20 protein-coding genes and 1 pseudogene are annotated in these 22,086 nt (G+C 73.5%); 11 read left to right on the top strand and 10 right to left on the bottom strand.

Annotation, left to right across the window (positions count from 1 at the left end; translation table 11 throughout):
• Positions 1 to 13: 13 nt before the first annotated feature.
• Positions 14 to 401 (top strand): annotated as a pseudogene (locus AQI94_RS40515) (maleylpyruvate isomerase family mycothiol-dependent enzyme); the annotation flags it as partial.
• Positions 402 to 490: 89 nt separating this feature from the next.
• Positions 491 to 1,183 (top strand): copper homeostasis protein CutC, encoded by a 693-nt coding sequence (locus tag AQI94_RS40510; RefSeq protein WP_031043436.1) that lies wholly within the window; start codon positions 491 to 493, stop codon positions 1,181 to 1,183.
• Between the two features lie 64 nt (positions 1,184 to 1,247).
• Here AQI94_RS40510 and AQI94_RS40505 read toward each other — a convergent pair whose 3' ends face one another.
• Positions 1,248 to 3,320 (bottom strand): HelD family protein, encoded by a 2,073-nt coding sequence (locus tag AQI94_RS40505; protein ID WP_031043432.1) that lies wholly within the window; start codon positions 3,318 to 3,320, stop codon positions 1,248 to 1,250.
• A gap of 308 nt (positions 3,321 to 3,628) precedes the next feature.
• Here AQI94_RS40505 and AQI94_RS40500 point away from each other — a divergent pair, with 308 nt between their 5' ends.
• On the top strand, positions 3,629 to 3,811 hold the full coding sequence (locus tag AQI94_RS40500; protein WP_031043431.1) for a hypothetical protein: 183 nt from the start codon (positions 3,629 to 3,631) through the stop codon (positions 3,809 to 3,811).
• A gap of 72 nt (positions 3,812 to 3,883) precedes the next feature.
• Positions 3,884 to 4,249 (top strand): hypothetical protein, encoded by a 366-nt coding sequence (locus AQI94_RS40495; protein WP_031043428.1) that lies wholly within the window; start codon positions 3,884 to 3,886, stop codon positions 4,247 to 4,249.
• A gap of 9 nt (positions 4,250 to 4,258) precedes the next feature.
• Here the strand turns inward: AQI94_RS40495 and AQI94_RS40490 are convergent, their stop codons facing one another.
• The gene (locus AQI94_RS40490; protein WP_031043425.1) at positions 4,259 to 5,905 is read right to left on the bottom strand and encodes a DNA repair helicase XPB; all 1,647 of its coding nucleotides are present in this window, start codon (positions 5,903 to 5,905) and stop codon (positions 4,259 to 4,261) included.
• A gap of 154 nt (positions 5,906 to 6,059) precedes the next feature.
• Between AQI94_RS40490 and AQI94_RS40485 the strand changes: the two genes are divergently transcribed.
• Positions 6,060 to 6,599, top strand: coding sequence for a hypothetical protein (locus AQI94_RS40485; protein ID WP_031043423.1), 540 nt, complete (start codon positions 6,060 to 6,062; stop codon positions 6,597 to 6,599).
• 16 nt (positions 6,600 to 6,615) lie between these two features.
• Here the strand turns inward: AQI94_RS40485 and AQI94_RS40480 are convergent, their stop codons facing one another.
• Positions 6,616 to 9,135 (bottom strand): helicase C-terminal domain-containing protein, encoded by a 2,520-nt coding sequence (locus AQI94_RS40480; RefSeq protein ID WP_062230312.1) that lies wholly within the window; start codon positions 9,133 to 9,135, stop codon positions 6,616 to 6,618.
• 324 nt (positions 9,136 to 9,459) lie between these two features.
• On the opposite strand from AQI94_RS40480, the gene AQI94_RS40475 reads away from it, so the two are divergent.
• Both AQI94_RS40475 and AQI94_RS40470 read left to right on the top strand, forming a co-directional pair.
• Positions 9,460 to 10,515, top strand: coding sequence for a hypothetical protein (locus AQI94_RS40475; RefSeq protein WP_062230310.1), 1,056 nt, complete (start codon positions 9,460 to 9,462; stop codon positions 10,513 to 10,515).
• A 66-nt stretch (positions 10,516 to 10,581) separates the two neighbouring features.
• Positions 10,582 to 11,214 (top strand): HAD family hydrolase, encoded by a 633-nt coding sequence (locus AQI94_RS40470; RefSeq protein WP_031053160.1) that lies wholly within the window; start codon positions 10,582 to 10,584, stop codon positions 11,212 to 11,214.
• Here the strand turns inward: AQI94_RS40470 and AQI94_RS40465 are convergent.
• Entirely contained in the window at positions 11,193 to 11,441 is a 249-nt protein-coding gene (locus tag AQI94_RS40465) for a hypothetical protein (RefSeq protein ID WP_031053162.1), read from the bottom strand. The genes AQI94_RS40470 and AQI94_RS40465 overlap by 22 nt on opposite strands.
• Positions 11,442 to 11,604: 163 nt before the next feature.
• On the opposite strand from AQI94_RS40465, the gene AQI94_RS46490 reads away from it, so the two are divergent.
• Positions 11,605 to 11,988, top strand: a complete 384-nt coding sequence (locus AQI94_RS46490; protein WP_020122829.1) for a cold-shock protein — start codon at positions 11,605 to 11,607, stop codon at positions 11,986 to 11,988.
• Positions 11,988 to 12,446 (top strand): hypothetical protein, encoded by a 459-nt coding sequence (locus AQI94_RS40455; protein WP_031053165.1) that lies wholly within the window; start codon positions 11,988 to 11,990, stop codon positions 12,444 to 12,446. Before AQI94_RS46490 ends, AQI94_RS40455 begins: the two co-directional genes overlap by 1 nt.
• Here the strand turns inward: AQI94_RS40455 and AQI94_RS40450 are convergent.
• The 4 genes from AQI94_RS40450 to AQI94_RS40435 form a co-directional block, all read right to left on the bottom strand.
• A complete protein-coding gene (locus tag AQI94_RS40450) occupies positions 12,439 to 13,287 on the bottom strand; it encodes a 1,4-dihydroxy-6-naphthoate synthase (RefSeq protein WP_031053167.1) in 849 nt (282 codons plus the stop codon). The two genes, AQI94_RS40455 and AQI94_RS40450, sit on opposite strands and share 8 nt — an antisense overlap.
• Complete coding sequence (locus tag AQI94_RS40445) at positions 13,277 to 13,942, bottom strand: futalosine hydrolase (RefSeq protein WP_062230307.1); 666 nt, start codon at positions 13,940 to 13,942, stop codon at positions 13,277 to 13,279. Before AQI94_RS40445 ends, AQI94_RS40450 begins: the two co-directional genes overlap by 11 nt.
• Before the next feature lie 14 nt (positions 13,943 to 13,956).
• Complete coding sequence (locus AQI94_RS40440) at positions 13,957 to 14,460, bottom strand: hypothetical protein (protein WP_031042892.1); 504 nt, start codon at positions 14,458 to 14,460, stop codon at positions 13,957 to 13,959.
• Positions 14,461 to 14,531: 71 nt separating this feature from the next.
• Positions 14,532 to 15,878: an MFS transporter gene (locus tag AQI94_RS40435; protein WP_031042894.1), complete on the bottom strand. Its 1,347-nt coding sequence runs from the start codon at positions 15,876 to 15,878 to the stop codon at positions 14,532 to 14,534.
• Positions 15,879 to 16,259: 381 nt separating this feature from the next.
• On the opposite strand from AQI94_RS40435, the gene AQI94_RS40430 reads away from it, so the two are divergent.
• Positions 16,260 to 17,186, top strand: a complete 927-nt coding sequence (locus tag AQI94_RS40430; protein WP_031042897.1) for a DUF3027 domain-containing protein — start codon at positions 16,260 to 16,262, stop codon at positions 17,184 to 17,186.
• A gap of 11 nt (positions 17,187 to 17,197) precedes the next feature.
• Here AQI94_RS40430 and AQI94_RS40425 read toward each other — a convergent pair whose 3' ends face one another.
• Positions 17,198 to 18,142 (bottom strand): CU044_5270 family protein, encoded by a 945-nt coding sequence (locus tag AQI94_RS40425; protein WP_031042900.1) that lies wholly within the window; start codon positions 18,140 to 18,142, stop codon positions 17,198 to 17,200.
• A complete protein-coding gene (locus AQI94_RS40420; RefSeq protein ID WP_062230305.1) occupies positions 18,135 to 18,752 on the bottom strand; it encodes an RNA polymerase sigma factor in 618 nt (205 codons plus the stop codon). Before AQI94_RS40420 ends, AQI94_RS40425 begins: the two co-directional genes overlap by 8 nt.
• A gap of 154 nt (positions 18,753 to 18,906) precedes the next feature.
• Between AQI94_RS40420 and AQI94_RS40415 the strand changes: the two genes are divergently transcribed.
• A complete protein-coding gene (locus tag AQI94_RS40415) occupies positions 18,907 to 22,038 on the top strand; it encodes a sacsin N-terminal ATP-binding-like domain-containing protein (RefSeq protein ID WP_078902688.1) in 3,132 nt (1,043 codons plus the stop codon).
• Positions 22,039 to 22,086: the final 48 nt, after the last annotated feature.

Genomic DNA, 22,086 nt, shown 5'->3' with positions numbered 1-22,086 from the left:
AACTCCCCGGCCGCTGATGCGGGTGGTGGAGGGCCGGTTCGAGACGAACCAGCAGGTCGTCGACGAGCTGGAGCGCGGAATGACGGAGGCGGGCCCGGCGATCGCCAAGGGACGTGCGGGACGTCTTCGGGGAGCCGGGCGCGTACGGAGGCAACGGCCTTCCGGACGCCCTCGCCCTGCTCGCCCGCACGACCCGGGAGCGCGGCCACCTGCCCCTGCACGCCGACCTCGACGACCTGGACGAACCGCTCCGCCTGGGCGACACGGCCGGCGACCGCACGCCCGCGCGTTGCATCGGGGACGCGGCGACCCTCGTACGGCTGTACTCGGGGCGGCCGGTGGAGGGGCGGGCGTACGAACTCGCCGGGGCGGAGGCGAAGGAGCTGAACATCTTCGGCTGAGACGCGCCGGTGAGCGGGGCCCGGTGGCGGCGTATTCTGGAATTGGACTAGACCTGTAGCCGTCCGAGACCGTCGACGAATGGGGCCCCATGAGCAAGCGTGCAGTCCTGGAGGTGATCGCCCTCGACGCCGAGGACGCGATCGCCGCCCAGGCCGGAGGCGCGGACCGGCTGGAACTGGTGACCGACATGGCGGCGGACGGTCTGACGCCGGCGGTCTCCACGGTCGCCGCGGTCCGCGGTGCCGTGGACATCTCGCTGCGGGTGATGCTGCGGCTGTCGGACGGGTTCGGGGCCGGGGACGTCGCGCGGGTGGGCCGGGCGGCCCGGGAGCTGCGGGACGCCGGGGCCGAGGAGTTCGTGCTGGGATTTCTGGACACGACCGGTGAGCTGGACCTCGCGGCCGTCGAGACGGTGGCCGCGGAGCTGGACGGCTGCCGCTGGACCTTCCACCGCGCCATCGACCACGCGGCGGACCGGAACGCCCTGCGCAAGCAACTGGCCGACCTCCCCGGCCTGGACACCTACCTCACCGCGGGCTCGGCGGTGGGCGTCGACGAGGGGCTCCCCGTGCTGCTCGCGGAGGCCGCGCGGGCGGGGGAACCGGGGTACGAGCAGCAACTCCTGGTGGGCGGCGGGCTGCGGCTGGACCATGTGCCGGAGCTGCGCGCGGCGGGAATCGACGCGTTCCACATCGGGGGCGCGGCGCGGCCGGGCGGCTGGGCGGCGCCGGTTTCGGCTGACGCGGTGGGGGAGTGGCGGCGGGCTCTGGACCTGGGGTGAGCGGAACCCCTCAGGGGCGTGGGGACCGCGAGAGCGGCCCCCGTGCGCCCGCACCCGGCGGAACCTACCCGGCGAGCTGCGCGGGCAGCGGTGCCGTGTGGGTCACGATCAGGCCCGAGACCGCTCGGGTGAGTGCCACGTACAGCCGCCGCAGGCCCGTGCGTTCGTCCGGTTCGCCGTCCACCACCGCCTGCGGCTCGTCCAGGACCACGTAGTCGTACTCAAGACCCTTGGCGAGGGAGGCCGGGACCAGGGTCAGCCGGGTCTCGGCCGTCGTCTCCTCACCCGGGGCGAGATACGGGATCCCCGCCGCCGTCAGCGCCTGGGCGAGGGCCGGGACGCGGGCGTCGGCCGCGATCAGACCGGTCGAGCCCTCGTTGCGCAGCAACTCCTCGCACGCGGTGACCACGTCGGCCGTACCGGAGATCTCGCGCAGGTCGAAGAAGCCCGGGTTCTCACGCACCGACGCGACCGGCGTCAGACCCGGCGCGATGTGCGGCAGCAGCCGGGAGGCGTAGGTGATGACGTCCGTCGGCACACGGAAACCGGCCGTCAACTCCTCCACCACACCGTCCGACTTGCCGAGGTGGGCCAGCGCCTCGTCCCAACTCCGCGTCGCCCACGGCGTGGTGCCCTGCGCGAGGTCGCCCAGGACGGTCGCCGAACCGGTCGAGCAGCGGCGGCCGACCGCCCGGTACTGCATGGGGGACAGGTCCTGCGCCTCGTCGAGCACCACATGCCCGAGCGAGTGCGTGCGCTCCACGAGGTCCGTCGCCTCGTCGATCAGCACCGCGTCCGCGGACGACCACCGGGCCGACTTCACCGACCTGACCGGCTTCGCCCACAGGATCGTCTTCTGCTCCTCCTCGTCGAGGATCCCGTCCGCGTGCTCGGCGAGGAAGTCCGCGTCCGTCAGCAGCCGCAGCACCAGCTTCGCCGGATCCACCGGCGGCCAGATCGCCTTCACCGCCGCCTTCACCGCCGGGTTGCGGGCCACCGCGTCCTGCACCCGGTCGTCCGGCGCCTCCCCGGACCGCTCCATCTGCACCAGCACGGCGTGCGCGATGCGCTGCGGAAGGGCCTCGCGGGCGGCGCCGTACCGGATGCCCCGGTCGAGCAACTCCCGCACGGTCTCCTCGATCTCGTACGCCGGGACGCGCCACCTGCGCGAGCCGCGCACCACCATCACCGGCTCGGTGGGCATGGTCACGTGGGAGTAGACGGCCCGCCTCAGCACCTGGGCCATCCTCGCGTCGCCCTTGAGGACGGCGGCGGGCGCGTCATCGCTGCCGCGCACCTCCAGGCCCGCGGCCACCAGGTCGTCGACGGTCGCCTGCTTCACCGTCAACTCGCCCAGCGCGGGCAGCACCTGCTCGATGTAGTGCAGGAAGGACCTGTTCGGTCCGATGACGAGCGTGCCGGTGCGGGCGAGCCGGTCGCGGTGGGCGTACAGGAGATAGGCCACCCGGTGCAGGCCCACGGCGGTCTTCCCGGTACCCGGGCCTCCCTGCACACAGACCGTGCCGCCGAGCCCGGACCGTACGATCTCGTCCTGCTCGGGCTGGATGGTCGCCACGATGTCGCGCATCGGGCCGACGCGCGGGCGCTCGATCTCCTGCTGGAGCAGCTTGCTGGTGGCGGCAGCCCCCGACGGCTCTGTCGGGTCGGAGAGGTGCTCGTCCTCGTACGCCGTGATGTCCCCGCGGGTGTACCCGAAGCGGCGGCGCAGTCCGACGTCCATCGGGTCCTTCTTGGACGCCCGGTAGAACGGCTGCGAGACCGGCGCCCGCCAGTCGATCACCATCGGGTCGCCGTCGTGGTCGTGGACGTGCCGGCGCCCGATGTAGAAGCGCTCGCCCTCCGCGCCCTCGGCCCGGTCCGCGCCGGGGGAGTGCAGGTAGTCGAGGCGGCCGAAGAACAGCGGGGTGTCGCTGAGGTCCGCCAGCGCCTTGATCCGGTCGTCGATCTGGCGGGCCAGGACCTCGGCGTTGACCCAGTTCGCGGTGACGTCCTTGATGTCCAGCGACTCGACGTCCTCGCGCATGGCGCGCAGCGCGGCGCGGGAGCCGGCGAGGTGGGAGCGTTCGCGGGCGAGGGGGTCGTCGGCTGCGGGCACGGGAGTGGACGGCCTGGACAAGGGGGTGCCTCCGAGGGTGCTGCGGGGTGGTGACTGCCGGGTGGACGGCAGCGAGGAGCCGACCGGTTTCCGTCCGGGCGGCGGCACTCCGGGAGGGAGGCGGGCAAGAGCGGAGATTGTAGAGGGACCGGGTGAGAGGGGGCCAACGAATTTCTCATGCCCCGGGGCCCGACGCATTTCTCCGGCCCCTAAGGGATCGCCCCTCCTCCTCTAGGGGTGGCTCCACCTACAGGCGGTACTCAGGTAGCACAGAAAGGGGCTACCTGGGACCGATGCCCTCTTTATGCCTCCTCGGCCACCATGGAGACATGAGCGCAGCGACCTTCACCCCAAGCCCTGGTCGCCCGTCCGGGGCGACTCCCGTCTCCGGTGTCCACAGCACCCACCGCCTGGGCAACGCCCTGCGGGCGGTCCGTGTCTTCGCCGGCGCCGCCTTCGACGTCGTCATACTCGGCGAGTACGGCGAGGAAGCGGGCGTCCGCCGCCGCTGAGTACGGCACGCGGCTCGGGATGAGTATCCGAGCCGATGCCCGGCCGCCTCCCGCGGCGGTTCACTCGGCGGTATGACGACAGCGACCGCACCGGCCCTTCCCGACCGCGACCAGGACCGCCACGCCTGGGTGGCCCCGCTCGTCGCGACCGTCCTGCTGATCATCCTCGGCCCGCTCGCCCTGCTGTTCGGCGGCCTGTCCGCGATGGCCACCGACTCCTGCGGCCCCGACGACTGCCCGCGGGCGCTGATGACGTGCCTGACCGCGATCTACGCGATCCTGGAGTTCGGCGGCCTGGTCACCCTGCCCGCCTTCGTCGCCTCCTGGGCCCTGCCCTGGCAGCGCCGCTGGTCCCCCCTGCGCGCGTGGCTGGCGCTCCTCGCGGTACTGCCGCCGGCCACCGTCCTTCTGCTGGTCCTCCTGCTGATGGCGCCGTAGCGCCGGTGCTCAGGCCCCGTCCGCCAGCAGCTCGTCCGCGTCCACGATCCGGTAGGCGTACCCCTGTTCCGCCAGGAAGCGCTGGCGGTGCGCGGCGAAGTCCTGGTCGATGGTGTCCCGGGCGACCACGGAGTAGAAGTGCGCCTGGTGGCCGTCCGCCTTCGGGCGCAGCACCCGCCCGAGCCGCTGGGCCTCCTCCTGGCGGGAGCCGAAGGTGCCCGAGACCTGGATGGCGACCGTCGCCTCCGGCAGGTCGATGGAGAAGTTCGCCACCTTCGACACCACCAGCACACTGATCTCGCCCTGCCGGAAGGCGTCGAAGAGCTTCTCGCGCTGGGCGTTGGAGGTCTCGCCCTTGATGACGGGGGCGTCCAGGTGCTCGCCGAGCTCGTCGAGCTGGTCGATGTACTGGCCGATCACCAGGATCTGCTGCCCCGCGAAACGCTTGACCAGCGCCTCCGTGACCTTCCGCTTGGTCGCGGTCGTGGCACAGAAGCGGTACTTCTCCTCCTGCTCCGCCGTGGCGTATGCGAGCCGCTCGGAGTCGGTCAGGTTGACCCGCACCTCGACACAGTCGGCCGGCGCGATGTACCCCTGCGCCTCGATCTCCTTCCACGGCGCGTCGAACCGCTTGGGCCCGATCAGCGAGAAGACGTCCGACTCCCGGCCGTCCTCCCGCACGAGGGTCGCGGTCAGCCCGAGCCTGCGGCGGGCCTGGAGATCGGCGGTGAACTTGAAGACGGGCGCCGGCAGCAGGTGCACCTCGTCGTACACGATCAGCCCCCAGTCCCGGGAGTCGAAGAGCTCCAGGTGCGGGTAGACGCCCTTCCGCCGGGTCGTCAGCACCTGGTAGGTGGCGATGGTGACGGGCCGGATCTCCTTCTTCGTCCCGCTGTACTCGCCGATCTCCTCCTCGGTCAGCGAGGTCCGCTTCACCAGCTCGTGCTTCCACTGCCGGGCCGAGACCGTGTTGGTGACGAGGATGAGCGTGGTCGCCTTGGCCTGCGCCATGGACCCGGCGCCGACCAGGGTCTTGCCCGCGCCGCAGGGCAGCACCACGACCCCGCTGCCGCCGTGCCAGAAGTTCTCCACGGCCTGCTTCTGGTAGGGCCGCAGCGCCCACCCGTCCTCGGCCAGCTCGATCGGGTGCGCCTCGCCGTCGACGTATCCGGCGAGGTCCTCGGCGGGCCAGCCCAGCTTCAGCAGCGTCTGCTTGATCTGCCCGCGCTCGGAGGGGTGCACGGCCACGGTGTCCGGGTCGAGCCGCGCCCCGACTAGCGGGATGATCCGCTTCGAGCGCAGGATCTCCTCCAGCACCGGCCGGTCGGTGGTGGTGAGCACCAGCCCGTGGGCGGGGTGCTTGCTGAGCGTGAGCCGCCCGTACCGGTCCATCGTCTCGGCGACGTCGACGAGCAGGGCGTGCGGCACCGGGTACCGGCTGTACTGCACCAGCGCGTCGACCACCTGCTCGGCGTCGTGCCCGGCGGCACGCGCGTTCCACAGCCCCAGCGGGGTCACCCGGTAGGTGTGGATGTGCTCGGGCGCCCGCTCCAGCTCGGCGAACGGCGCGATGGCCCGACGGCACTCGTCGGCCTGCTCGTGGTCGACTTCGAGCAGCAGGGTCTTGTCGGACTGGACGATGAGAGGACCGTTCACGTACCTGCATCCTTCCGCACGGGCCAAACGTCCAGTGTGCCTCAACCAGGGACGATCAAGGGAGGCCGAGGCGGTCGGCGGCTCTCCTGGGGCAACCCCGGCCCCCGCTCGGGTGTCTTGACTGGCGGGAGCGGTCTGGGGAGGACACATGGGGATGTCTGCGGGCAGATGGGCCGTCGGCGGGGGAGCGGTCGTGGTGCTGGTGGCGACGGGGGCGTGGGCCCGCTGGCCGTCGGACGCCGACCCCGGGCTGTGGAACCAGGTGCGGCCGGCCATCGAGGCACGGCTCGTGGACCAGTCCCGCGGCTCCGGGTACGGGGAGAGCGAGCCGGGGCTCGGGGCGCGGTGGTTCTGCCGGGCGCAGGCGGTGGAGCTCGCCGAGCGGGACGGACTCGTGCGGGCCGGCGTCAGCACCCTGTGCATGGAGTACGGGGTGCGCGCGGGGCGCCTGGTGGAGTGCGGCGGCGCCGAGGTCCCGCAGGTGCTGCGGCTGCGGCGGGAGGCCGACGGCGACTACGTGGTCGTGTCGCAGGAGGAGGCGCCCGACGGGGCGGGCGGCGAGGAGTGGCTGACGAGCCACTTCAGCCGCGCCACGACGGTCGCCCTCGACACCGGCGTGGCCGCCGGCCCCCTGGAGTCCGAGGCCCGCACCCACTTCGGCCTGCCGTCCGACTCCCCCGTCACGGAGTGCTGAGCGCCAAGGACACGCCCTACTCCTCCGCCAGTTCCGCCACCCCGGTCACCCGGTGCAGCGGGTACGTGCGGACCTCGTCCGCCGTGTGGTCGTAGGCCGTCACGAAGCCGCCCTCGACGCGGATGGGGGCGATGACCCGCTGGCTGGCGGACCCTTCGGCGTTGACGTAGCCGATCCACAGGGCCTCGCCGGTCAGGACGGCGGCCTGCATGGTGGCGAGGGTCTCGGCGGAGCTGGTGCGGGGGAGTTCGCCGCTCGCGGGCTGCGGCTGGTCGGTCTGTCTGCGGGGGGTCGTCGCGGCCAGGTCGCCGGCCCGGATGGCCCGGATCGCGGCCGACAGGAGGGTCGCGTCGGGCACCGGGGGGCCGTCCGGGACGGGTTCGGGTGCGGTGCGCGGCGGGGTGCGGTGGGCGTGCGCGCGGGTGATCAGGACGTCGCCCTCGGCGGACTCGGCGGCCGGGGCGAAGCCCATCGCGCGCAGGCCGTCCAGCAGGGACGCCGGGTCGGCCTGCGCGGCCAGCACCGTCGGGGCCAGGCGGCGCAGGCGCAGGCCCGCGGCGCGCTTGTCGGCGAGGATCTCGTTGAGCAGGGCGTCGTCGTCGCAGCGGACGTACGCGGAGGCCGCGCCGACCCTGAGGTGGCCGTGTCTGCGCGCCACGTCGTCGATCAGGTACGTCAGCGGCTGCGGCACCGGCGTGCGGGCGTGCGCGGCGAGGAAGGCGTGCAGGTCGGAGGCGGACTGTCCGGCGTCCAGGGCACGGCGTACCGAGCCGGGGGTGAAGCGGTAGACCGTCGCCCCGCCCTTCGACTCCACGTCGGCCAGGACGTCCAGCACCTCGGCCAGCGACCGCTGCAAGGGGCCCGGGGCCACCGCCGTCAGGTCGGCCTGGAGCAGGACATGGTCGAGCGGCTCGGGCAGCAGCGGCGCGAGCAGCCGGGCGGCAGCGGCGGACGCGGTGGCCTGCTCAGCGGGGGAGAGCGGCTCGGCGACGGTGGGCCGGTGGTGCACGGGAAGCTTGTCGCCGGGGCCCTCGGGCGCCTTGTCCGGCGTCCTCGGCGCGCTCGCGCCCAGCAGCGCCCGCCCGTGCCCCGACAGCGCCCCCCGTCCCGTCACGCCCAGCAGCTCCGCCTCCGTCACGGTCCACTCGGCGAGCCGTGAGCGCAGGTCGTCCTCGCGCTGCGGCCCGCGCAGCGGACGCTCCCAGCGCAGCCGGGCCAGCACCGACTCCCTCGACGGCGACGCGCCCTCCGGCAGTCCCGCGAGCAGCGTCAGCACCCGGTGCCGTACCTCCGGCGCGGCGCTGCGGTCGAGTCCCGGGCCGAGCGTCGACAGGGTGCGGTCCTTCGCGTCCCGGCCGCCCACCAGCCCGGACACCCGGGTCGCCGTCAGCCACGCCTCCGCCAGGCGGGTCCAGCGCTCGGCCGGGGGCTGCTCCAGCCACTCGTCGTGGGCCGGGGTCGCCGCGTACCGCTCGTCGGCCTCACCGTCGGAGGCCAGCAGGCCCGCCGCGTACGCCAGTTCCACCCAGAACGCGGCGACCGGTTCCGCCACGTCCAGGGCGACGGCCGTGCGCTTGAGGTCGCGGACGCTCAGACCGCCCGCCCGCAGCACCGCGGGCCCGCCCTCGTCCCAGTCCTTCAGCAGCTCCTCGACGGTCGCGAGCGCGGTGTAGGCCTGCCCGGCCGCCGTCGCGTCCACAACCTGTGGACGGTGGGTCGCCGCGGGCTCCACGGCGGGCGGCAGCGGCTCCACCTCCCGGTGCGCCCGGCCGCCGCGCAGGTGCAGGGCCACCTCCCGGGGGAGGACGACCGTCCCCGGCGCTGTCGGCACCAGCAGCCCCAGATCCAGCAGGCGGCGCAGATGGGCCGCCGGCTCGGCGGTGACCTGGCCGTACGGCGGCCCCCACACCAGCCGCGAGAGCACCTCCCGCGACTCCTCCGGGAGCCCGGCGAGCAGCGCCGACATCCGCTCGCGGTCCGTGAACAGGGCCGTCAGCGACGCCACCGCGGACACCGAGTCGTGGGTCGAGCCGAGCCCCGCCGCCGTGACGATGTCCTGGATGCGGCCCGGCGACATCCCCGCCGTGGCCTCCTGGACGGTCGGCCCGAGCCCGGTCGGCGAGGGATGCTGCGGGGCGGGCGCGAGCAGCTCGCGGGCCGTGCGCACCAGTCGCAGCCGCTCGTCGTCGCCCCACACCAGGGCCTGCTCCCGCAGGGTGCCGAGGGCGCGGGGAAGCGCCGCCGAGACGGCCGGGTCGCCGTCGTCGCCGGTCAGCAGAGCGAGCAGTTCGCCGTAGGGCGCCGGGTCCGCCGCCACCGCCAGCGCCTCCGCCGTCTGGAGGGCGAAACGGTCCAGCCGCTCCAGGGCCCGCACCACCGACGCCCGCGTCCCGGCCCGGGTGGCGAGCTGGGTGAGGTCGGTCGGCACCGGGGTGATGAGGTCGGGGCGGGCACGCAGAAGCGCGGCCAGGGAGACGTCGTCCCTGGCTCGGAGCGCTTCCGCGAGGGAGCGCGGCGGTACGGCCGGGTTGCTCATCCGACCAACGTTAGCGGGTGGGGGGACGGGGCAGGGCCGACGTACCCCGCGTCCGCGCGGGCGCCCCGCCTCCCGCACGGCCGGTCCGAGGCCGGTCGGCGACGGGTGCTGCGGCGAGGGCGCGAGCAGCTCGCGGGCCGTGCGCACCAGCCGCAGCCGGTCGTCGTCACCCCCACAGCAGGGCCTGCTCGCGCAGGGTGCCCCACGCGCGCGGGAGCGCCACCTGGACGGGCGGGTCCGCCGCCGGGGCCCGTCCGATCGGCGGCTGCCTGCGCTAACGTCGTCCCACGGGGTATCCAACGCACCCGCCCCGGAGGGGACTTCGTGGGTATCGAGAGCGACCAGGTCGTCTACGAGTATCTGAGCCGCGTCGGTGATGTCGCGCAGCAGCGGCAGTTGCCGTCGTCCACCCGTATGCGGCTCGTCTCGGAACTGCGCAACGAGATCGACCGGCGGCGCGCCAAGGTCACCGTGGACTCGCCCGCCGCCGTCCGCCGGATCATCGCCAGGCTGGGCAGCCCCGACGAGGTGGTCACCGCCGCCGGCGGCACGGCGGGCAGCGCCCCGCAGGCGCCGGTCGTCGCCATGCCCGTGCAGCGGGACCGGGAGACGGAGGAGAGCGAGCGGCCCAGGGGCCTGCGCAAGGTCGTCCCCCGGCCGCGCACCGACACCCCGCCGCAGCCCGCTCCCGCCGCCGGCCGCGACACCTCCCACGGGCCCCACCAGGCTGGTCTGGACGAACTCGGCGACAGCGCGGCGCAGCCCGACTGGTGGCGGGTGGACAGCAGCCCCTTCGGCGTCGGGGACAGCGTGCCGGGGTTCGTGGGCGGGGTGGAGATCCCGGAGCTGCTGAAGCCTCCGCCGCCCAAGGAGGAGCGCAAACCCGAGCCCGCGCCCGCTGTGGAGCAGGCGCCCGGGCCGGCGGTGAAGGCCCGGACGGCCTGGTGGCGGCCCAGGAAGGCCGCCAAGGCCGCGGAACCGGCCGTCGAGGCCGCCCCGGTCCGCCGGGGCCCCTTCCGCCGGGCCGCGGGCGCCGGCGCCGGCGGCTGGAGCAACCCCCTGCTGCTGCTCGCCGCCGCCCTGCTCGTCGCCGGTGCCGTGCTCGGCAACCTGCTCGTCCTCGGCGTCGGCTGGCTGATCGCGTGGGCCTCGCGCCGGCTGACCGACGCCGAGACCAAATGGGCCGTCGTGTTCCTGCCGAGCCTCGCGCTCACCGCGGGGATCGTCTGGCTGTGGGGGCGCAACGAGGGCCGCTGGGGCGAGCCGATCGCCCAGGGCCACATGAACGACGCGGTCGCCGAGACCTGGCCGTGGGTCGTGCGGGGGGCGGCCGTGGCGTCGGCGCTGTTCCTGGTGTGGCGCTCGCAGCGGCGGCGGTAGGTCACGAAAACCAGGTCGGGGGAAATCATTGTCCGACGGTCGTACCGCTTGGGCACAATGGCTCATATGGCCTCTACAAGCACCTCCGCCCCGACCGTCGGCTTCGACCTCGACATGACGCTCATCGACTCCCGCCCGGGCATCCACGCCTGCTGGGTGGAGCTGGCCGAGCGGACCGGGACGTACGTCGACGCCGACCTGGTGGTGACCCGGCTGGGGCCGCCGCTCTCGGAGGAGATGGCGCACTGGTTCCCCGCGGACCGGGTCGCGGCGATGTCGGACCTCTACCGCGCGCTCTACCCGTCGTACGCCATCACCGGCACGCTGGCGATGCCCGGCGCCCGCGAGGCCATCGGAGCCGTACAGGCGGCCGGCGGGCGGGCGATCGTCGTGACGGCCAAGTGGGAACCCAACGCCAAGCTGCACATGAAGCACCTGGGCCTGGAGCCCGACGCGGTGATCGGCAACCTGTGGGCCGAGAGCAAGGGCGAGGCCCTGCGCGAGCACGGCGCGAGCGTGTACGTCGGGGACCATGTCGGCGACGTGCGCGGGGCGCGCACGGCTGCGGCGCTGTCGGTCGCGGTGGCCACCGGGCCGTGCAGCCCCGAGGAACTGACCGAGGCCGGAGCCGATGTCGTCCTCGGCGCTCTCACCGAGTTTCCGCGGTGGTTTTCGGACTATCGTCCGGCCCGCGCCTGACGCCTTCCCGCCGCGACCGATTGCAGGACCCCCGCACCGGCCACCACGAAGCCGACGGCCATGAGCATGCTCAATCCGAACATGTATGTCGGAAAAGGCGTCGTTCCGAGCAGGAACGGGGCCACGGTGACCAGAGTGGCCACCGCGCCGATGAAGAACACGATGGCTCCGGCACGGATCAGTCGGTCACCGGGAGCGGCGGAATTCGTTTGGGTTTTGTCACGCACCGGACCAGGGTAGTTCCCTGCCCGGAGGAACAACCGGGCGACGTCTTGTCACCGGCCTGAAGACCATTAGCCTTGGTACCGGCGGGTCCCGACGACCCGCCCCAGTGCTATCAAGAGCCGTTTCAGAAGCAGTTTTCCGACGAGTACGAGGACGAGGACAGACGTGCCTACCGGCAAGGTCAAGTGGTTCAACAGTGAGAAGGGCTTCGGCTTTCTCTCCCGCGACGACGGCGGCGACGTCTTCGTCCATTCCTCGGTCCTCCCCGCCGGAGTCGAGACGCTGAAGCCCGGGCAGCGGGTGGAGTTCGGAGTGGTCGCGGGGCAGCGCGGTGATCAGGCCCTTTCGGTGGCCGTCCTGGACCCGACCCCCTCGGTCGCGGCGGCGACCCGCAAGAAGCCGGACGAACTGGCCTCCATCGTCCAGGATCTGACGACCCTCCTGGAGAACATCACGCCGATGCTGGAGCGCGGCCGCTACCCCGACAAGGCCGCCGGCGGGAAGATCGCCGGTCTCCTGCGGGCGGTCGCCGACCAACTCGACGTGTAGTGACCGAGATACGGGCCGAGGAACCGTCCCCCCAGCTGCTGGAGTACATCCGGCGGCAGCGGCGCCACACCCTGGAACTGCTGACCGTCTGCGCCATCGGACTCGTCCCGTGGACGATCCTGCTGGCCGTCACCCTGCCCAGCGGGTACACGGTCCGCCAGTGGCGCACCACCTGGGTCGGCTTCGACGTCCTGCTCCTGCTCTCGATGGCCGCCACGGCCCTGCTCGGCTGGCGCCGCCACCGGGGGGTCGTGGTGGCGGCCGTGTCGACGGGTGCCCTGCTGCTCTGCGACGCGTGGTTCGACGTGTCGCTGGCCCTGGGCACCCCGGACGTGTGGTGGTCGGTGGCATTGGCGGTGTGTGTGGAACTCCCGCTGGCGGGCTTCCTGATCCAGCGGGTCCTCGGAATGCTGAAACTGGCCCGATGGCCGAACGCCCCAAAGGCGCACCTCAGATAAACGACAACGCGTCGGGCCGCAAAGCGGGTACAAGGCCTTCCGCGGCGGCGCGGGTCAACAGCCCGCGAATCGCCGCATATCCGTCCTCGCCGAGGTCCGCGGTGAACTCGTTGACGTACAGACCGATGTGCTGATCGGCGACCGCGGGATCCATCTCCTGCGCGTGTTCCATGACATACGGCCGGGAAACCTCGGGCTCGTCCCAGGCCGCCCGCACCGACGTCCGGATGGACTCGGCGAGCAGCGACAGCCGCCGCGCACCCAGCGACCGCTTCGCGATGATCGCGCCCAGCGGAATCGGCAGCCCGGTCGTCGACTCCCAGTGCTCGCCCATGTCCGCCAGCTTGTGCAGACCGTAGTTCTGGAACGTGAACCGGGCCTCATGGATCACGAGCCCCGCGTCGACCTTCCCGTCCCGCACGGCCGGCATGATCTCGTGGAACGGCAGCACGACGATCTCCCCGACGCCGCCCGGGACCACGTCCGCCGCCCACAGCCGGAACAGCAGATACGCCGTCGACCTCTCGGACGGCACGGCGACCGTACGGCCGGTGAGGTCCACGCCGGCCTCCCGGGTCAGCACCAGCGGCCCGCACCCCCGGCCCAGCGCGCCCCCGCACGGCAGCAGCGCGTACTCGTCGAGGACGTACGGCAGCACGGCGTACGACACCTTCAGCACGTCGAACTCACCGTGCTCCGCCATCCCGTTGGTGACGTCGATGTCGGCGAAGGTCACGTCCAGAGCGGGCGCCCCGGGCACCCGGCCGTGGGCGAGGGCGTCGAAGACGAAGGTGTCGTTCGGGCAGGGGGAGTACGCGATCTGCAGCGGCTCAGTCGTCATGGTGTCTCCAACTCTCCAGTACGGGCGTCAGCTTCCCGAACCCCTCCGTCAGGGCCGCGAGCGCGTCGCCGATGCGCCAGGCGGCGCGGTCGCGCGGACCGACCGGGTTGGACACGGCACGGATCTCCAGCACGGGCACCCCGTGTACCCCGGCCGCCTCGGCGACCCCGAAGCCCTCCATGGCCTCGGCGAGGGCGGTGGGGTGGCGTTCTCGCAGAGCGGCCGCGCGGGCGGCCGTACCGGTCACCGTGGACACGGTGAGCACGGCCCCGGCCCGCGCCCCGGTCGCGGCCGCCGCGGCCCGTACGAGGGCCTCGGGCGGGCGGTGGGTGACGGCCCCGAAGCCCAGCTCGGTCACCGGCACGAACCCGTCGGCGGTCTCCGCCCCGAGGTCGGCCGCGGTGATCTCGTCGGCGACGACGAGGGAGCCGACCGGCGCGTGCGGCAGGAAGCCGCCGCCGATCCCGGCGGAGACCACCAGGCCGTAGGGAGCGCCCGCCAGCGCGGCCCGGGTGAGCGCGGTGGCGGTGGAGGCCGCGGCGAGAGCGGGCCCGACCCCCGCGGCGACGACGTCGACGTCCGGCGCCGGGCCCGTGAACGCGCGGGCCACCGCGTCCCGTTCGACGGGGACGGCGGTGGCCACGAGGATGCGCATCGGGATACGGCGGATCAGTAGTCGGAGTTCTCCAGCTTGAAGTTCCACACGCCCTTGTACGCCTTGCTCTGGCCGGAGGACTGCTTGTCCTGCTCGACGATGCTGATGTACAGCGTCTTCTGCGGGGCCTGGCCCTGCTGCTGGGCGAAGAGGTCGACGCCGTCGAAGGCGTAGTACGACTTCTTGTAGACGTAGGTCATCTGCTGGCCGTTGATCCACAGGGCCCAGCCGGTGTCCGCGACCTTCTGGTCGACGCCGACGCGCAGGGTCTCGCTCTGCTTGACCTTGATCGTCTTGACGTCCGACTTCTCCAGGGCGCACTTGGTGGCCTTCGCCTGGCCGAGGTCGTTGCCGTCGTCGTAGCAGACGGCCTCGGAGCTCACCGAGGTCGAACCGACCGTGACGGTGACGCGCGGCGTCGGCTTGTCGCAGGCCGACAGGACGAGCAGTCCGGCGGAAACGAGGCCGGCGGCGGCGACGGCGCGGCGGCGTCGCACAGCGGATTGCAGCGTGGTCATGGCCGAAGGCTATCGGGCGTGCCCCACGGTCCCTTTATGCGGGGTGCGGCGTGCCGTGCGCGAGGGCCGGGTTAGGCCACTCGCGCCTTGGGGGCGCTGCCGCCGTGCCGGGCCGAGCTGAGCAGTCCCCTCGCGGTGGTCAGCCAGCCCACGGCGACGACCACGGCCGCCACGGACAGGCCCAGATAGCCGTTGAGCGGCATCACGATCCCCACCGCGCCCCCGAACACCCAGGACACCTGGAGCAGCGTCTCGGAGCGGGCGAACGCCGAGGTGCGGACCAGTTCGGGCACGTCCCGCTGGATCAGCGCGTCCAGGGACAGCTTGGACAGGGCCTGCGAGAACCCGGCGACCGCCGTCAGACACGCCACCAAGAACGCCCCGAAGAAGATCGCCGCCGTGATCGCGGCGCCCAGCACGACAGCCACCACCGTCAGGATGATGATCTCCGGCGCACGCGACCTGAGCCAGGCGCCGACCGCCGTGCCGAGCGCGTTGCCCACGCCCGCCGACACCGCCACCAGGCCCAGCGAGACCGCCGCGCTCTCGCCGGTCAGCGGATGCTCGCGCAGCAGGAAGGCGAGGAAGAAGGTGAGGAAGCCGGACAGCCAGCGCAGGGCGGCGTTCGCGCCGAGGGCGTGGGTGACGGCGGTGCCGACCGTACGCAGTCCGGGGCGCTTGACCGGTTTGAGGTGCGGGCCGTGCAGATGTTCCTCGTCGGCGGCGAGCAGGGCCACGTCCTCGCCCTTGGCCGAGTCGACCTTCGGCGGCAGGGAGAAGGACAGGAACGTGCCGGCGACGAAGATCACGAAGGCGCCGTAGAGCGGCCAGCGCGGTCCGATGGCCTGGAGCCCCGCGCCGATGGGGGCCGCGACGCCGGTGGCGAGCAGTCCGCCGAGGGTGACGCGGGAATTGGCCTTGACGAGGGAGAAGCGGGGCGGGAGCAGACGGGGCACGACCGCGCTTCTGACCACGCCGTACGCCTTGGAGGCCACCAGTACGCCCAGGGCCGCCGGATACAGCTCCAGGCTGCCCGTGGCGACCGCCCCGGCGATGATCAGCGCCAGCATGGCCCGGGCGAGCATGGCGCCCGCCATGGCGGCGCGGCGGCCGTGCGGAAGGCGGTCGAGGAGCGGGCCGATCACGGGCGCGAGGACCGTGAAGGGCGCCATGGTGATGGCGAGGTACAGCGCGACGCGCCCACGGGCCTCGTCGGTCGGCACCGAGAAGAACACCGTCGAGGCGAGCGCGACGGTGATCATCACGTCCCCCGCGCCGTTGACGGCGTGCAGTTCGATCAGCTTGCCGAGGCCGGACTCGCCCGCCCCGTGCGCGTGGGTGGCCTTGCGGATGCCCCGGGCCGTACCGGTGAACGGGAAGTGCAGGGCACGGCCGACGGCGCGCACGGGCCCTGTCATCCGGCCCGAACCGCCACCGATCCCGGTGGCTCCCTGGGGTGTCCTCGCGGCTGCCACCCCGTCATAGTGCCCCGAGAAAGCTGTGAGTAGTGCGGTTACCGCGCGTATGAACGCATATGAAGTGCCACTGCAGACCCACTGGAGGCAACGAACCATCACGTCGGTGTAGGCCGAGCGGCGGCGAACAGGTAGCGTGCGTAGCGCGCCGTGGCGAACGTTCTCGGCCGCGCGCCTCTCCGGCATCCCGCAGAATGGATGGAGCAGGTGCGCCCGAGCGCGACCGGGCGCGGACGTCGACGCGGTCCTCCGGTCCGCTCCGTCCGCACCCACCGCCTTCAGGCCGGCGCACCCGAGTGACGGCGTAGGAGAGAAGCGATACCTGTGAGCGCAGCGACAACGCGAAGCCGCACCCCCGACCGCCTGTGCGCCGAGGCCGTCGACCTCGCCCGCGCCGCCGCCGAGGAGGCCGCCGCCCCCGGGGTGGTGGGCGAGCACTCGGGCCTGGTCTCCGAGGGAGACCGTGTCGTCACGCACTTCTTCGAGTGCAAGGAGCTCGGGTACCGGGGCTGGCGCTGGGCCGTGACGGTCGCCCGCGCCTCCCGCGCCAAGCTCGTGACGCTGGACGAGGTCGTCCTGCTCCCCGGCCCGGACGCGCTGCTGGCGCCGGAGTGGGTGCCGTGGAGCGAACGCCTGCGCCCCGGCGACATGGGGCCCGGCGATCTGCTCCCCACCGACGCCGAGGACCTGCGCCTGGAGCCCGGCTACACCGGCGAGGACGAGCCGCTGCCGAGCGCGCCCGTCTCCACGGAGATGGCCGAGCTGGTCGAGGCCGAGGACGCGGAGCTCACGGCGGGCTCCCCGTCGCACCTGCCGGTGGCCCCGACCCGCGGCTCGATCGCCGCGGTCGCCGAGGAACTGGGCATGCGCCGGGCCCGCGTCCTGTCCCGCTACGGCCTGCACGTCGCCGCCGACCGCTGGGAGGACTCCTTCGGCGCGAAGACGCCGATGGCCCAGGCGGCCCCGGCGCCCTGCGTCAGCTGCGGCTTCCTGGTCCCGCTGGGCGGCTCGCTCGGCCAGGCCTTCGGTCTGTGCGCGAACGAGTTCGCCCCCGCCGACGGCCGTGTGGTCTCGCTGTCCTACGGCTGCGGTGGCCACTCGGAGGCGGCCGTCATGCCCAAGCCGCCGCAGCCCGCCCTTCCGGTGATCGACGAGACCCGGGTGGACCCGTTCCCGCTGCGCCCCGCCCGGGACTCCGGCTCGGTGCCGGAGACCGCGGACGAGACGGCGGCGGAACTGGGCCACTCGTAGGGCCTGTCGGTTCAGGGGCGCTGGAACACGCGGTCGACCACGGCCTGGGCTGTGAGGTGTGACCACTGTTCGTAGGTTTTGCCGCCCGCCTTGCGACTCTCACGTGTCCCGAGGTACTGGTACGACTTCGCGTCGAAGAGCAGCATCCGCCCGCTGCCCTGCCAGGGAGTGCCGGACGGGCCCACGTACCGGATGGCGATCGCCGCGCGTCCGTCGACCTCGGTCCGGCCCGGCAGCACCGTCACCCCGGGAACGGAGGCGAGCGCCTCGAACGCCGCGGAGCGCAGCCCCTTGGGCAGGACGGCGTTGCGGAGCAGACCGGAGAGGAAGTACTGGACCATCGGCCACTCGTCGGCCTTGGTCGGCCGGCCGTAGTCCGGCCTGCCGCCCATGTCGCGCAGGGTGGCCGTCAGCTTCGCCGGGTCGGTGGGCAGCTGCTTCAGCTCCGACCAACGGCTCGGCGGCCAGGTGGACTGCCCCTTCTGGAACGGCGGCACCCACTGCTTGTGGCCCAGTTCACTGACGTACGACTTCTTGGACCCGTCGACCGAGTTCCAGCTCTCGTCGACGTACGTCTTCGCCGGGCCGCCCGAGACCGGGGTCTCCTCGATGACCTCCTTGGTGTAGATGAACTGGTCGTCGCGCGGGGCGACGGGCTTCTCGGTGCGCAGGGCCTCGGCGGCAGCCCCCCGCAGCACGGTCGTCGCGCTGACCGTGCGGGTACGGGGTTCGGTCCCCGTGTCCTGGGTGACCACCACGGTCGCGGTGACGGCCGCCGCGGCGACACCGGCCACGGCGATCCGCAACAGCGGACGGCGGCCGACGCCGGCCACGCCGACGGGGGCTGCGGTGGCCCCCATCGCCTGCTGGAGACGGAAGCGGGCGCGGGCGCGGGCGGTGTCCGAGAGAGGGGGCGCGTCCGCGTCCCACTCCCTCAGGAGCTCGATCTCATTCATCGTCGGATTCCTCTCGAAGAGCGGTCGGATCGGATCCGCCCAATGCCTCACGAAGTTTTCTGCGAGCCCGGTGCAGCCGCGACCGGACCGTCCCCACCGGCACACCGAGGGCGGCCGCGACCTCCTCGTAGCCGAGGTCGGCCCAGGCGACCAGCAGCAGCACGTCCCGGTGCCGGGCGGGCAACCGGGCCAGCGCACCGGCGAGTTCGCCGCCGACCGCCTGGGCGCTGACGCGCGCGGCCACCCGGTCCGCGACCGTCTCCTCGGCCGGTGTGCCGGGGGCGGTCGCGGGCAGCCGGGCGAGGGTCTTCAGCCGCCGGGCCTCGGCCCGCCGGTGGCGGCCGATGAGGTTGGTCGCGATGCCGAACAGCCAGGGACGGGCGTCGGACGCCTCCGTGCGGTACCGGAAGCGCTGCTGGAACGCGGTGGTGAAGGTCTCCGCCATCACGTCCTCGGCCGCCTCCCCGCCCAGCCGGCGGGCCGCGTAGCGGTGCACCGAATCGGCGTGACGGTCGAAGAGCGCGGCGAACTCCTCGGGCTCGTCCCACGACCGTTCGATCACCGAGGCGTCGCTGTCCTGCCCCACTCTGACGCCCGGTTCGACGGTCATCGGGGCTCCTTTCGTCGCTGTAGCGCGGTGAAGCTCGGGCTTTCACCCGTACTTCGCCGCTCGCGGCAATCCGGTTCCCCCGCGGACGAGGTGTGAGGGCCACCGGGGCGGCGTTTCCGTCCTTCCGCGTCGCGGTACCTTCATCGTCACGCCGATGAGGAGAGTCAACGTGAGCAAGTTCGTGCGGCCCGCTGCCGAGGGTGCCGACCCGTTCGGGACCGCCCGGCTCCGGCGAGGGGTGCTGGACGCCTGGGCCACCAGCCCCGCCCGGTTCCGGGAGGACGCCAACGCCGAGGAGGACCTCGTCCTCGGCGGGTACCGGGACCGACTCGTCGTCGAGCTCGCGCAGAACGCCGCCGACGCGGCGGCCAGGGCGGGCGTGCCGGGACGGCTCCGGCTCACCCTGCGCGAGGGCGTCCTGTTCGCCGCCAACACCGGTGCCCCGCTGGACGCGGCCGGTGTCGAGTCCCTCTCCACGCTCCGCGCCTCCGCCAAGCGGGACAACGCGGACGGCTCGGTCGGCCGCTTCGGCGTCGGCTTCGCCGCCGTGCTCGCCGTCACCGACGAGCCCGCCGTCGTCGGCCGCCACGGCGGGGTCCGCTGGTCCCTGGCCGAGGCCCGCGACCACGCCGCTGACACCGCCCGCCACAGCCCCGGCCTCGGCGACGAGATCCGCCGCCGTGACGGCCATGTGCCGCTGCTGCGGCTCCCGTTCGCCGCCGAGGGCAGCGCGCCCGCCCCCTACGACACCGTCGTCATCCTCCCGCTGCGCGACAGCGCCGCCGCCGACCTCGCCGAGCGCCTGCTCGACGCCGTCGACGACGCCCTGCTCCTCGCCCTCCCCGGGCTGGAGGAGGTCGTGATCGAGACGGAGACGACCCGTACGATCAGCCGCCGCACCGAGGACGGGCTCACCGTCGTGGAGGACTCGCGCGACGGTACGACCCGGTGGCGTACCGCGTCCGCGCACGGGCCGCTCACCCCCGAACTGCTCGCCGGCCGGTCCGTCGAGGAGCGGCTGCGGCCGCACTGGTCGCTGACCTGGGCCGTGCCCGCCGACGCCGACGGCACCCCGGCCCATCCCCGCACCAGCCCCGTCGTGCACGCCCCGACGCCCAGCGACGAACCGCTCGGCGTCCCCGCGCTGCTCATCGCGTCCTTCCCGCTGGACACCACTCGCCGGCACGCGTCCCCCGGGCCCCTCACCGACTTCCTCGTGCAGCGCGCGGCGGACGTGTACACCGAACTCCTCGCCGGCTGGCGGCCGGTGAGCGAGGGGATCATCGCGCTGGTGCCCGGCCCGCTGGGCAAGGGCGAGCTGGACGGGGCGCTGCGCCAGGCGATTCTCGACCGGCTCCCGCGAACCGCCTTCCTCCCGCCCGCACTCGACCCCGGCGACGACTCGGAACTGCCCGAGGCCCTGCGTCCGCGCGAGGCCGAGGTCGTCGAGGGCGCGGGCGCCGACACCGTACGGGTGCTCGCCGAGGTGCTGCCCACGCTGCTGCCCGCCGGTCTCGAACGGCGGGTGGAACTGCGCACCTTGGGCGTCGCCCGGGTTCCGCTGACGGACGCGATCGACCGGCTGGCGGGCCTGGAGAAGGAACCGGAGTGGTGGCAGCGGCTCTACGACAGCCTCGCGGGCGTCGACCCCGACCGGCTCTCCGGCCTTCCCGTGCCGCTGGCCGACGGACGGACGACGATCGGGCCCCGGCAGGTGCTGCTGCCCACCTCGGACGGGCCCGTGATCGACGCCGAGATCCTCGCCCGGCTCGGCCTCAAGGTCGCCCACCCGGCCGCCGCCCACCCGCTCCTGGAGAAGCTGGGCGCGCTGCCCGCGACCGCGCGCGCGGTGCTCACCACGCCCCAGGTGCGGGCCGCCGTGGCCGCCTCCCTGGACGACGACGGAGGCATGAGCTGGGAGGAGGACACCCCGGACGCCGAGGAACTGGCGGACACCGTCCTCGCGCTCGTCCGGGACGCGGGCCTGGAGCCCGGCGAGGAGCCGTGGCTGGGCGCGCTCGCTCTGCCCGACGAGGAGGGGGAGCTGGTCCCCGCCGGTGAACTCGTCCTGCCCGGGAGCCCGTTCGCGCGGGTCATGCGTGAGGACGAACTCGCCTTCGTGGACGCCGACCTGGCCGGGAAGTGGGGCGAACAGCCCCTCGCCGCCTGCGGGGTGCTCGCCGGTTTCGCCCTGGTCCGCGCCACCGACGTGGTGCTGGACCCGGACGAACTGGAGCCGCGCGAGGGCGACTTCGCCGAACCGGACGACGCCGGGCTGCTGGACGCCGTGGACGTGTGGTGCGAGGACATCCTCGACCGCTTCCCGGACAGCCCGGTACCGCCGGTCGCCACCGAACTGGTCGCCGTGCGCGATCTCGACCTGGTCGACGAGGACAAGTGGCCCGAGGCGCTGGCCCTGCTGGCCCAGCCGCCCCTCCGGGACGCGATCACCCAGCAGGTCCGCGTTCTCCTGCCGGACGGCACCCATGAACTCGTACGGCCGTACACCGCCTGGTGGTTGCGCGGGAACCCGGTGCTCGACGGCCGCCGCCCCGCCGGACTGCTGGCGGCCGGGGGAGACCCCCTCCTGCGCGGGCTGTACGAGGAGGCGGACGCGACCGGCTTCGACGACGAGCAGGTGCTGCGGGCGCTGGGGGTGCGGACCTCGGTGGCCGCGCTGCTGGAGGAGCCGGGCGGGGCGGCTGAACTGCTGGACCGCCTCGCCGACCCCGACCGCCGAGTGACCGCGTCCCAACTGCACGCCCTGTACAGCGCGTTGGCCGATCTGGACCCCGAACAGGTCACCCTGCCCGACGAGCTGCGGGCCGTGACCGACGGCCGGGTGGGGGTCGTGGACGCCGCCGACGCGGTGGTCGTCGACTCGCCCGACCTGCTGCCCTTCACCCAGGGCGTCCCCCTGTTGCCGGTCCGCCCGTCCCGGGCGGCCGAACTGGCCGACCTCTTCCAGGTCCGGCGCCTCAGCGAGTCCGTCACCGGTTCCGTCGACTCCGAGGGCACCGAGCACGACGTACCGGAGCCGGTCGGGGTGCTGCTGGGCGCCCGTACCCCCTCGACCTACGTGGAGCACGACGAACTCGTCGTCGACGGCGTGGAGATCGACTGGCGTCTGACGCACGACGGCGTCCTGCACGCCTCGACCCTGGAGGGCGTGGCGGCGGGCCTGGCCTGGGCGGCGGGCCAGTGGCCTCGGCGCTTCGAGGTGGCGGCCCTGCTGGAGGACCCGACCCGCACGGAGGAACTGGCGCGGGACCGCTGGTTCGACTGAGCGCCTCTTGCCGGCGGCGGGGACCGGGTGTCGGTAAGGATCCCCGGT

This window comes from Streptomyces pseudovenezuelae (assembly GCF_001513955.1).
Lineage (GTDB): Bacteria > Actinomycetota > Actinomycetes > Streptomycetales > Streptomycetaceae > Streptomyces > Streptomyces pseudovenezuelae.
This window is presented reverse-complemented; position numbering and strand designations above follow the sequence as displayed.